The 11202-nt window shown below is 60.8% G+C and carries 11 protein-coding genes; 6 read left to right on the plus strand and 5 right to left on the minus strand.

All coding sequences use genetic code 11. The features are described from left to right. The 3 genes from CTATCC11996_RS21380 to CTATCC11996_RS21390 form a co-directional block, all read right to left on the minus strand. The coding region (locus CTATCC11996_RS21380) for a two-partner secretion domain-containing protein (RefSeq protein WP_003080397.1) at positions 1-1719 on the minus strand (1719 nt) is incomplete at its 3' end. Between the two features lie 114 nt (positions 1720-1833). Continuing rightward, positions 1834-3660 carry a ShlB/FhaC/HecB family hemolysin secretion/activation protein gene (locus CTATCC11996_RS21385; protein WP_003080398.1) on the minus strand — a complete coding sequence of 609 codons (1827 nt, stop codon included), beginning with the start codon at positions 3658-3660 and terminating at the stop codon, positions 1834-1836. Between the two features lie 100 nt (positions 3661-3760). Beyond that, positions 3761-4045 (minus strand): hypothetical protein, encoded by a 285-nt coding sequence (locus tag CTATCC11996_RS21390; RefSeq protein WP_003080400.1) that lies wholly within the window; start codon positions 4043-4045, stop codon positions 3761-3763. 1019 nt (positions 4046-5064) lie between these two features. On the opposite strand from CTATCC11996_RS21390, the gene corA reads away from it, so the two are divergent. From corA to CTATCC11996_RS21415, 5 genes are all read left to right on the plus strand, one after another. Beyond that, positions 5065-6039 carry a magnesium/cobalt transporter CorA gene (corA, locus tag CTATCC11996_RS21395; protein ID WP_003080402.1) on the plus strand — a complete coding sequence of 325 codons (975 nt, stop codon included), beginning with the start codon at positions 5065-5067 and terminating at the stop codon, positions 6037-6039. Positions 6040-6458: 419 nt separating this feature from the next. Then, positions 6459-6713: a hypothetical protein gene (locus tag CTATCC11996_RS21400; RefSeq protein ID WP_003080403.1), complete on the plus strand. Its 255-nt coding sequence runs from the start codon at positions 6459-6461 to the stop codon at positions 6711-6713. 151 nt (positions 6714-6864) lie between these two features. Continuing rightward, complete coding sequence (locus CTATCC11996_RS21405; RefSeq protein WP_003080404.1) at positions 6865-7440, plus strand: DUF3455 domain-containing protein; 576 nt, start codon at positions 6865-6867, stop codon at positions 7438-7440. A 66-nt stretch (positions 7441-7506) separates the two neighbouring features. Continuing rightward, on the plus strand, positions 7507-8085 hold the full coding sequence (locus tag CTATCC11996_RS21410) for a sigma-70 family RNA polymerase sigma factor (RefSeq protein WP_034350038.1): 579 nt from the start codon (positions 7507-7509) through the stop codon (positions 8083-8085). Further along, positions 8082-8810, plus strand: a complete 729-nt coding sequence (locus CTATCC11996_RS21415; protein WP_003080408.1) for an anti-sigma factor — start codon at positions 8082-8084, stop codon at positions 8808-8810. Before CTATCC11996_RS21410 ends, CTATCC11996_RS21415 begins: the two co-directional genes overlap by 4 nt. Positions 8811-8939: 129 nt before the next feature. Here CTATCC11996_RS21415 and CTATCC11996_RS21420 read toward each other — a convergent pair whose 3' ends face one another. Next, complete coding sequence (locus tag CTATCC11996_RS21420; protein WP_003080410.1) at positions 8940-9485, minus strand: carboxymuconolactone decarboxylase family protein; 546 nt, start codon at positions 9483-9485, stop codon at positions 8940-8942. Positions 9486-9639: 154 nt separating this feature from the next. Between CTATCC11996_RS21420 and CTATCC11996_RS21425 the strand changes: the two genes are divergently transcribed. Then, complete coding sequence (locus CTATCC11996_RS21425; RefSeq protein ID WP_003080412.1) at positions 9640-9948, plus strand: winged helix-turn-helix transcriptional regulator; 309 nt, start codon at positions 9640-9642, stop codon at positions 9946-9948. A 195-nt stretch (positions 9949-10143) separates the two neighbouring features. Here CTATCC11996_RS21425 and CTATCC11996_RS21430 read toward each other — a convergent pair whose 3' ends face one another. Then, positions 10144-10884, minus strand: a complete 741-nt coding sequence (locus CTATCC11996_RS21430; RefSeq protein ID WP_003080415.1) for a hypothetical protein — start codon at positions 10882-10884, stop codon at positions 10144-10146. Positions 10885-11202: the final 318 nt, after the last annotated feature.

Below are 11202 nucleotides of genomic sequence, written 5' to 3' on the forward strand. Positions count from 1 at the left end.
ATAGCTGTAGCCATAGCTGCCCAGCGGCTGATTCACATTGACCGTCAGATCGCGGATGCTGTGGCCCAGGCCATCGAAGCTGCCGGTAAAGCGCGTGGCGTCGGTGCTATCGCTGTTGCTGCCAATGGGTACAAAGCCGTTGTAGATGCCGGCATTCAGGTTCCAGCCGGCTGTGGCGCTGGCGTCGATGTCGGCACCCAGGGCGTATTTGCCGCCCAGATTGCTGTCCATGTCTTGCAGGGCGGCCACATCGTTGATCACGGTATAGCCATGGCCGTTGATGCTGAGCAGGCCCGCACCGGCTTGCGCAAAGTTCACGCGGCCATTGATGCTCAGCTGGCTGTCTGCTGCCGGAGCAGTCGCGGCGTTGCCCAGGGTATTGCCATGGTTCAGCGCCAGGCTGCCCGTGCCGCCCACATCCATGGTGGCGTTGATGTTGATGTCGTGGTGGGCATTGAGCGTGAGCTGGTTGGCGTCGTAGCGCACATCGGCATTCACATGGATGCTGCCCTTGTCGCTGCCGGCGGCAACGGTTTGCAGTGTGACATCGGTGCTGGCCAGGTTGGCAACCAGGGTGTCTGCGCCAATGCCGCTGTCTGTCTGGGTAGCTTCGCCGACGCTGATGGTGAAGTCCGTGGGGTCGATCAGCCACTGCCCGGTTTTGCCACTGGCGGCCTGGGTGGTCACGCGGGTGCCGGCCTGGATCTGCACCTGGGCGGCGCTGGTGTCCACAAAGCCACCATTGCCGCCATCGGGGGCGCTGGCGTCCAGCAGGCCTGCCACTTGGGTGCTGCCATGCTGCATATCGGCCAGCAACACAATGCGGCCTTCCTGGTGGGCCAGGGTGCGGGCCTGCACGGCGCCGCTGTTGGAGACCACGCCGGCCGACAGCGCATCGGCGGCGCGGCTGGTCATCAGCACCTGGCCGCCGTCGGCCACGATGAGCTGCTTGTTCTCGATCAGCGTCTTCACGGTGGCCGGGTCTGGCGCCACCTGCAGCCTGCCGCCCACGCCGGTGCTGAGCGTGATGCGATCGCCCGCGGCCAGCACCACGCTGCCCAGCTGGGCGCGGATGATGCCCTCGTTTTTCACGGTGGGGGCCAGCAGGGCCACCAGGCCGCCCTGGCCGCCATCGCCATGGGCGGTGATCTCTCCTTGATTGAGGACGCTACCTGTGCTGCCGTTGCGATGGAACACGGCCTTGCCGGCCATGAAGTCGGCGTCGCTGCTGTGCATGGTGCTGGCCACCAGGCCGCCCACATCCACCCGGCTGCCGGCACCAAACACCACGCCGTTGGGGTTGAGCACCCAGAGCTGGCCATTGGCGCTGAGCTGGCCGTGGATCTGGCTGGCGTCGCCTGCCACCACGCGGTTCAGGGCCACGGAGCTGGTGCCGGGCTGGTTAAAGCGCACGGCAGCCTGGCTGCCGATGTCAAAGCCCTGCCAGTTAATGACGGCACGGTCGCTGCCCTGGTTGATGGTCATCTGCTTGCCGTTTTGGCCGATGCTGGCCTGGCCAGCCGCTACCTGGGCGCCGGTAGGCAATGCATTGGCCGGTGGCGCCTGGGCCCAGGCATTGCCCCCTGCCGCCACCAGGCCCAGCAGCACGCTGACCGAGGCCACGGCCTTGCTGGCCTTGCCCTGGCTCTTGGCGGTTTCGGGGGCGGGCATATAGCGCGTGCCGTCGGCGCTGCGTACAAGGCGGTAGTAGTGGTTCATGCGATGCACCTGCAAAAAAATGGGTTAAAAAACGCTGTGCGCACCTATCCGTATTGCGCTGACAGCGATGGTTCTGTGAGTTCAAGCGATGGGGACTGGGCCGCCCCTTACCTCTTAGAAGCTGCGGCTGAGTACCAACCAGCCCCGGCTGCTGCGCTGGCTGCTGCCGTCGCTGTTGCGCCCCTGGCTGGCAGCAGGGTTGTTGCCCACCGGGGTGGCCACGCTGGCTTGCACCTGCCAGCCACGCCAGTCGCCCTGGCCGCTCCAGCGCAGGCCCAGGCCCCAGCCGGCCAGGTGGTAGCTGTTGGCCATGCCGCTGCCTCCATCCCAGCCCTGCCATGGCTTTTTGTGCTGGCGGATCTGGCCCCAGTCGTAGAACAGCTGGGCCTGCCAGCCCCCGCCCAGGGCACTGCCCAGCTCGCGCTGCAGCTGCAGCTTGAGCAGCAGGCCTTGGTCACCCATGGCCTCGTTGACGGGGTAGGCGCGGATTTGGTCGGGTCCGCCCAGGCTCATGCGCTCGGCGCTGCCCAGGTTTTGATGGGCCCATTGCCCGCTGGCACTGGCTTGCAGCTGCCAGCCCTGGCCCAGCCAGCCCGCCAGGTTTTGCAGGCGGTTGGCCTGCCAGGCCAGCTTGGTGTAATCATCCCGGGTGTTGGGGCCTGCCGCGTCTTGTGTGACTTCTCCGGTGCTGGCCTGCATGCGCAGCCGACCATGCAGCAGCTGCACGCTACCCCAGTTGATGCCGCCGCCGCCCAGGCTGTCGCTGAGGTCGCCGCTGAGCCCTAAGTTCAAGACCTCGTTGCGCTGGCGGCGCACGGCCGTGTCCAGCATGTCGTCGTCGTAGCGGCGGTGCTGCAGGCCCACATGCAGCTGCAGATTGCGGGCCTGCTGACGCAGCAGCGGATAGCTCAGACCCATGCCGGCACTGTAGGCCTGGCCCTTGGCGTCCAGGCTGCTGTAGCTGCCGGCCAGCTTGTAATCCATGGCCGAGCTCCAGACCGCCAGGCGCAGGCCGTCGTAGCCCAGGGGCAGGCTGTAGCGGGCCTGCACGCTGCCCAGGTGGGCCGAGCCCAGCATGCGCAGGCTGAGCTGGTCGCCCCGGCCCGAGAGATTATTGACGGCCAGCCCGCCCGAGAGCTGGCCCTTTCCCGTGGTGCGCAGGCCGTAGTTGCTGAGGGCCATATCGCCCGTGAGCAGGGGCTGGTCTGCGACCTCGATGGCCAGGTCGCTGCTGCCCGTGGCCTGGCCGGCTTGCAGCACGGCCGTGGCCTCCATGCCGGGCAGGTCGTTGGCCAGCAGCAGGCCGCGCTCCAGCTTGACCGCCGACAGGGGCTGGCCTGCTTGCAGCCCTGCTGTGACGGTGCGCAAAACGCGCTGGGCATCGGCGCGCAGCGGAGCACCGGCGGACGATGCGGCAGGCTGCACGCTGGCTTGGCCAAAGCGGCCCTCCAGCACCTGGATGTGCACCACGCCCTGGGTGACATCCTGCGGCGGCGGCCAGACCCGGGCATACCAGCCGGCATCGCGGTAGGCCCGCTCTATGCGGGACACGGCCTGCTCCAGCTCCTGCATGCTCAGCGCATGGCCCTGCAAATCGGCCAGCAAGGCCTGCAGCGCGGGCTCTGGCAGCAGTTGGGCGCCTTCGATGACAAAGCGCTGCACCGTGACGCGAGGGGCATCGGGGTCTGCGGCTTGCTCCTGCGCCGGCTTGGCGCGCAACTGGGGGATGGCACCCGGCGCTTGAAGGCTGCGCTCGGTCTCACGCTGCAGGCTGCCCGCATCGGGAATAGAGACCGGCTGGGACAGCACCGGCGAGAGCCAGCCCAGACACAGCAGGCCCAGCAGTCCGGCGGAGCTGGAGCGTGTGAAGGAGCTGGGAACAGCAGTCTGGCAGGTGGCCAGGGTGAGAGCCTGGAAGGCGACAGGGATTTGTAGGCGCACAGCTAATGACTTGTTACTTTTGAAACGAAGTCGAGTGTGGACGCAAGCCCGCGCACGGGGCAATCACTGAAGCTTGGCATGTTGTGGCAGGTCAAAGCATTCAAACGCGGGGGAGGGTGAAAACCCGAGGCAAGGGCTTCTGGCCGATAGCAGGCGCCTGGAACCAGGCCGGTACGGCATCGAACACGCCGACCGGTGCCAGCCGCAACAGTTCAGACGCTTCTTTCTGAGTCCCCGCCAGCCACTGGTCCACACCCTGCATCTCGATCGGTATCACGCTGCGTTTGTCCTGCTGGTCCGCCGGCAGCCTGGGATCTGGCTTGTGCATGCGACTCATCAGGGAATGTGAGTCGGCATTGATGGTCAGCGTGTTGTAGCTCTGCACCGGCTCACCGGACGCCGGATCCTTCCAGCGATTTCACAACTCGGCCAGCGCACACGGCGCGGCGAAATCCATACTCCATACCACACGTTTTGCCTGCCCCGAGCCCGGCTCATCGATCGCCCAACCAAGGGGACTCAAAATCCCCCGCCGCAAGACGTGGGGGGTCGATTCCGACCCCAGGCATCAAAGATGTAATGCTATATATTTTGAAGACGTTCCGGGAACTGTTCCAGCATGTGTTCCGGTTTTGGAAAAAAATTGTCTGCGCGATGACTCATCTAGCAGGCAATCTTTTTCCAGCTTCCAAAGTTCAAGGCTGTAGATATCCAGGCACCATTGATCATGCTTTGGTAAGCCGCTTATCTAAATGCCGGCGCAGCTCTTTTGAGGCTCTCAAAAGTCGCACCGACACAAAGCCTATCCCTTACCTACTTGTTCTCAACCAGTGCCTCAGAGTTCAGGACTGGCGCAGCTGTTTCGGGCCCTGTGGCTTTGCGCTGAGCCTTCTCAGCCTTCTTTTTCTTTTTCTCGAGCTCCCGCTGCCTTTTTTCGAATTGGTAGTTTGGTTTTGGCATCAGGCGATTCCTTAGTGATTTAAGTTACCCACCATAACCGATGTACCGTCCTGGGGAGTCTTAATTCGCCCGGAAGTGTTTTTTGTTTCGCGTCCAGCTCAGCTCAACGGCTTACAAGCTGTTGCCATGCCCCCGCTCACTGGAACAAAAGCGCCCTCGAACTGAGGGCGCCTCAATGAGCGCATCCTGCCAAGCAGCGCCAGCGACCAGATCACAGAAGAAGCCCACCTTGGATGACTGCTTGCGGTCAACGTAGAGGATGGGCTTGTGTATTTCGGGCCGGGACCGTAGTGTTTCCTCAGCAATAGCCTCAAAGAGGGTGAAGGGCGTTAAGGAAAACCTGTCCCTCTGTTATCGGTCCACTTTCATCTGTTTATCGCCGGACTCTGCTGAGGTTCGTGCATGGCACCATTGGTGCTTTTCGATTGTTTCAAGAGGATCTCGATGCTGATCAATTGCGTGGCCTACGAAAAAGGATCCAAACTGGCAGACATTCCGGTCGCCGATATCAGCGAGTACATTGCAAGACCTAACTGCTTTGTCTGGGTCGCTCTGTCCGATGCGACGTCGACAGAGCTAGAAGAAATGCGTGAAGAGTTCGACCTACATGAGCTTGCTGTAGAGGATGCCCATCATGGGCATCAACGACCCAAGATAGAGGAGTACGGTCAGTCGCTCTTTGCCGTCATGCACCTTCTGGAGCCAGACCCCAATCAACCAGGCCATTTCAACTTGGGTGAGGTGGATGTGTTCATCGGCTCCAACTACGTTCTATCGGTCAGAAATCGCAGCAAACAAGGTTTTCTGGGAGTACGGGATCGCTGCGAGAAAGAACCCGAGCTTCTTAAACACGGCGCGGGATTTGTCTTGTATGCGCTGATGGACGCGGTGGTTGACCGTTACTTTCCGATCCTTGAAGCCCTAGAGGCCGAGCTAGAGGCCGTTGAGCTACAGATCTTCACGCAGCGAGCTGCACGAGAGAGCATCAAGCAGCTTTATGGGCTGAAGCAACGCGTCATGGTTCTCAAACACGCTGTTGCACCATTGCTCGAGGCGGTAAGCAAGCTCTACGGTGGACGTGTGCCACAGGTATGCACTGGATCGCAGGATTACTTCCGTGATGTAGCAGACCACTTGGTCCGCATTAATGGTCTCATCGAGGGAATGCGAGACACCATTTCGACCGCGATGCAGGTCAACTTGGCACTGGTCGCAATCGATGAAAACGAAGTCACCAAACGGCTGGCGGCCTGGGCCAGCATCTTTGCAATATGCACGGCCTTCGTAGGCATCTGGGGAATGAATTTTGAGCATATGCCAGAGCTGAAGTGGCAGTATGGCTACCCTGCGGCACTGTTATTGATTGTCGGCGTTTGCGCCTATATCTACTACCGCTTTCGTCGTGCCGGCTGGCTATAGCACCTGCGGAGATTTTCAGCACATATGCTGTATTGACCAGTTGAACTCACAACCTGATCGCGACTGGCGCAGATCGACCTCAAGCAGGAATCCAATAGCGCTAGTTGCCTTACACAGTTGAGGGAGCCAAGTGCTCAGTCCAGGCATCGGTAAAACTTCCCGAGATCGTCACACCGGTATGACATAAACCGAGAAAGCAGCGCATAAATTGAATTTGGTGGGCTCCGTGCTGTGACTGTGTACAGAGGGCGCAAGGAGTTCGCCGATGAAAGTCATCCTTCAATGGTCGTACAGCATGAGCTGTACGCGACCCTCTACTGGATGCGCAGCATATTGAGATGCTGGAATTGTGCCGCTCGGTGCAAGACATGGCTCAGCATGGCCGACAAAAGAGCGATCTGCTCTGAGACAATCGCGCCATGATCGATGAATCACCGATCCACACAGTCCGCAAGCGTGTTTGCCAAACCCTCCTGAGGCACTGGAAGGCCCATAACAACGCGATCCCAAGCATCATCAAGATGCCGCCGCAAGTGCTGCGGCAGTTGAACATCATCAATTCCTTCGGTACACCCAACGAGCTGTGGGGCATCCCAATTGAAATCGACCCCAACACCACGAGCGTGATGATGGCGGTCGATGGAACGGAGATGTCTTTGGTCGAAGGCTACTAAAGCAGCGCAAGTCATAGCGTTACGGGACATTTTCAAAGAAAAATCTGCATCGGGTGCATCCAAACATCGATCTCGTGGGTAGTACCTGCAGCAACACAAGAAATGTGCTGCTTCAGTGAATCCTTGCAACCGATCCAATTGGAGAATCTCAATGTCGTCCACTCGCTTCGCACCCCGTTTCGCGGCCATGGTTGCCGTTACCTCTACGGCAGCGCTGCTCGCCGCCTGCGGCTCGATGAAGTCTCCGGCCAGCACTTTCTCGCAGGCTTCGCTGCCAGCGCCCATTCAGGTCCCCGCAGGTCACAAGGTAGCCTGGGAAACCGTAGGCAGTGGCGACATCACCTATGAGTGCCGGGACAAGGCCAACGCACCAGGTCAAACCGAATGGGTCTTCGTCGGCCCCGATGCGGTGCTGAAAGATCGTGCGGGCAAGTCCATTGGTCGCTACTACGGCCCTCCCGCAACCTGGGAGGCCAACGACGGCTCCAAGCTTACGGCTACGCAGATTGCAGTCGCTCCTTCTGGCCCCGGCAACTTGCCATACCAATTGGTCAAAGCCAATCCCGCCATGGGTGCCGGCGCTCTGGTAGGCGTTAGCTACATCCAACGCGTAGCGCTCCAAGGAGGCGTCGCACCGGCCGACCAACCTTGCACCTCGACCACCAAAGGCCAAAAAACCATGGTCAAGTACCAGGCCGATTACATCTTCTGGAAACCCACGATGTAAGGCTTTGCAACAGCATGACTAGAATGCATGAAGGATCTATCTCTATTTCCTTCTACCCTTTTATTTGTGCCGCCTGCAGCCGCCCCTAAAGACGACGCTTTCGACCACGACGCTGCGCTACAAGCCTGTGCGCGAGGTAATCGCGAGGCCTTGCGCAGCATCTATGAGCACGAAGCGCGCTACCTGCTGGGCGTGGCTCTCAGAATTGTTCGGGATCGTGCTGCTGCAGAGGATGTTCTGCACGATGCTTTTGTGTCCATCTGGGAGCGCGCATCGAGCTTCGACGCCGGCCGAGGTGCTGGGCGGGGCTGGATCTACAGCATAGTCAGACATGCTGCCCTGAATCGAGTGCGGGACAGTGCTCGCGAGACAGTGCTGGATGAACCGGCGACGACTCACCTCGATGCACAAGCAGCTCTTGCGACGTGGCAGGAAAGCGGCGACGAGCTTGCACGACAGGCAGCGCTTGGCCGTCTGGGGCAATGCCTGGATGGTTTGGAGCCTGCACGCCGCGCCTGCTTGTTGCACGCTTATGTTGACGGCTGCACACACAGCGAAATTGCCGAAAGGGTGCAAGCCCCTTTGGGCACAGTAAAAGCCTGGATTCAGCGCGGACTGCGCGCACTGCGGGAATGCATGCAATGAGCGGCGAAACCCAACAATCACTGCCTCCAGACGACCTGCACACCCAGGCCGGAGAGTATGTATTGGGCACGCTCAATGCAGACCAGCGCCGCTCCATTGAATCCCGCCTGATATCTGAGCCTGCCCTGCGCGCAGCAGTGGATGAATGGGAGCAGCGCCTGTTGCCGCTCACGACCCTGGCCGAGCCGGTCGAGCCGGCGGCCGGCCTATGGCAGCGCATCGCCGCAAGCATTGCACCCAAGACTCACCCCCAAGCCACTCCATCCCGAATACGCTGGTGGCAATGGGACAGCCTCGCTCTTTGGCGCAGCCTGACGGGCGCGGGTTTCGCCGCTGCAGCAGTGCTGGCCGCTGTTCTTGCAGTGCGTGAAGCGTCTCCTCCGGCAGCGCCACGCTATTTCGTCGTGTTGGCCGCACCCCAGAGCCAGTCTCCAGGCTGGTTGGTACAGGCCCAAGTCGAAGGAAGACTGCGCCTGCTCCCGCTGGGCACCGATAGTGTTCCCGCCGAGAAGTCTCTGCAGTTCTGGACCAAAGCCGACGGCTGGAGCGCTCCGGTATCGCTCGGTCTGGTCACGCCGGGCCAGGCCATAGAGGTCCCAGTGGACAAGCTCCCGCCCCTGCAGCCCAACCAACTGTTTGAGCTGACCCTGGAGCCCTACGGCGGATCGCCGAGTGGACGCCCCACCGGCCCCATCCAGTTCATTGGCCGGGCTGTCCAGATCTAGGGTCAGCCCCGCCATGCATGAACTTCACGCCTCTGCTGGCTCAGCTTCCTGTGAACGATTTTCTGCAACAGAATCTTGCATGTACGCGGATGCCAAAGGGGCTCCGCGTAGGCACAGCCCAATCCGGCGCTAGGCCGTGGGAAATCGCTCCGCGTTGTCTTCGAGCGGCATCCGCAGTGCGTTGGTCAGGTAGCTGACTGTTCGATAGAAACCTGCCAGCATCAGGAGTTCCATCAAGGCGTTCTCGGGGAAGGTGGCACTGAGGCTCGCCCAGAGTTGGTCGTCGATATCGCAGTGCAAGTGCAGTGCATCACAGACCCGTATCAGCAGTTTCTCCTCGTCGCTCCAGCAGGCATCTGCTGCCGATCCGAGAACGGTCGAGCGAACCTGATCGTGAGTGAGTTCGGCCAGCTTCGCAAAGCCGGTTACGTGGATCCCCCATTCGTATTCAGAGCGACACAGAGCCGTCGTGCGGTCAATTACGATTTCCCTTTGCCGTATTGTCAAATGACCGCGATCCAACAGACTGCCGGAGAAAAACTTCCTGGCCAGACGAGGATCGCGGGCCAAGGTCGCGAAAAGCCACAGCGGCGGGCGACCCTTCATGGTCTTGTCGATGCGCTCCGCGATATCGGACTCAAAGGGGGGGTGTGCGGGGGCGATGCGTGCTGTCATGTATTGCCTTCCAAATAGTGCAGGTTGGAGCAACCGCCAGCCGGCGCCCCTAACCTGAAGTTCAGGCTATATTGCGCGCTGTATAAAGTAAAGCATACGTATGACACCCGCTATTGACAAACCAGTCCGAGGTTCCAAGTCAGGACGCCCTCTCATGGTCGTCCTGGATTTGCTAGGAAGACGGACTACGCTGCGAATTCTTTGGGAGCTGCAGTCAGGCTCCCTGACGTTTCGCGCTTTGCTGGACGCTTGCGAGACAAACACCCGTCTATTGAACATTCGACTCGGCGAACTGCGCGAGGTGGGCTTGGTGGATCACGCGGAGGGGGGGTACCGGCTCACGGAAGAAGGCAGGAAGCTGGGAAGTGCCCTCAAACCCCTGACTCAGTGGGCTGATCAATGGGGTCATCGGATGCGAGATCAGACCAAAGCCGACGCAGCGGCCCCTGATTCTGCTTACTAACCTGTGGATTCTCCTCAAATTTTATGCAGGTAAAGGAAGGCATCCTCTGCGCATCTAGCACTGAACCTGATCTTTTGGAATTCCGCTTTGGGTCGTTTTCAGTCCTTCATCACTGATAAAGCGATCCGCTATAGCTCCAGCCAACGCCGCCAGTGATACCTGCCGAAGCAGGCACCCTGCTCTAGGCGCGGGCACTCACCTTGTAGCCGTCCACCAGAATGGCCGACGGCTTGGCTGCTGCATCCATCTCCGGCAGTTCTGCAAGGCCTTGAAGCGCTCGAGCGCCGCGTTATGGGTCGCAATGCCATGGTCGGCCGTCGCCTTGACCGCCTCGAATGACAGGCGGTCCAGCTGCATGGCCTGGTCCATCAACTGGCCTTCCTGCACCAGCCCCTGGGTGATCGCGTCCTTCACATTGGCCTGCTCCAGCTCGGCCTGCTTGATGGCGATGTCGCGCGACAGGCCCGAGAGCTTGTCGTGGAACTCACGACGGGCATCGGTCAACTGGCCGACCAGCACCCCGGACGGCAGCGGAAAGCCCAGCTCCTCGGCCGCGCGCATCACCTCATGCTCGCACGCCAGCGCCACCTGGGTTTCGCGGTCACGCGAACGGTCCCAGATGGCTTGCTCTGCTTCGGGCTTCAGCCCGGTGCTGCCCTGAATGCGGGCTGCGATCACGGCTTTGAGGTTGTCGAGCAAGGCCGATGCATAGCCCGGCGCACGTTTGAACTCAAAGGGCGCCGCCTCCAGCAACTGCAACTCGGGTATGTCATCGAGCTTGGCCAGCCAGTCCTCGTGCAGATTCACGCCGCCAAACTGGTGCGTGCTCAGCGCCAAAAACGCCGGCGCGTCCGGCAGGCTCACATTGGACGCATCGGGCGCATCGGGAATGAGCACCTCGCGCATCTGAGGCAAGGCCGGTACTTGGCCAATCACATCAACTCCTTGGACAAACCCAATGATTTCGCTGTTGAAATCGACGCCAACGCAACAGGCGTGATGATTGCGGTCGATGGCAGGGAAATGCCTCTGGTTGAAGGATGCTCGACTTACTCAGTCAGTACCAGGCGATCGGAGCCTCCTGGAGTGGCTGGGCGCCAAGAGCGTGCAGTGTCTAAAGGAAGATCCTTGGGGGCCAGGTAGAAAATAGCGGCGTTCGCACAAGATGCGCTCTTCCAGCCTAATCACGACGCCAGCCAAGGCCTCCAGAAGTGTCATCCCCGCCTGCCCACTGCGGCATGCTGCCAGGACCTT

The organism is Comamonas testosteroni ATCC 11996, assembly GCF_000241525.1.
Classification (GTDB): Bacteria; Pseudomonadota; Gammaproteobacteria; order Burkholderiales; family Burkholderiaceae_C; genus Comamonas; species Comamonas testosteroni.

Coding starts and splice junctions, on each gene's coding strand:
- corA (WP_003080402.1), top strand. CDS start 5,065: ATGCTGATCAATTGCGTGGCCTACGAAAAAGGATCCAAACTGGCAGAC.
- CTATCC11996_RS21400 (WP_003080403.1), top strand. CDS start 6,459: ATGATCGATGAATCACCGATCCACACAGTCCGCAAGCGTGTTTGCCAA.
- CTATCC11996_RS21405 (WP_003080404.1), top strand. CDS start 6,865: ATGTCGTCCACTCGCTTCGCACCCCGTTTCGCGGCCATGGTTGCCGTT.
- CTATCC11996_RS21415 (WP_003080408.1), top strand. CDS start 8,082: ATGAGCGGCGAAACCCAACAATCACTGCCTCCAGACGACCTGCACACC.
- CTATCC11996_RS21420 (WP_003080410.1), bottom strand. CDS start 9,485: ATGACAGCACGCATCGCCCCCGCACACCCCCCCTTTGAGTCCGATATC.
- CTATCC11996_RS21425 (WP_003080412.1), top strand. CDS start 9,640: ATGGTCGTCCTGGATTTGCTAGGAAGACGGACTACGCTGCGAATTCTT.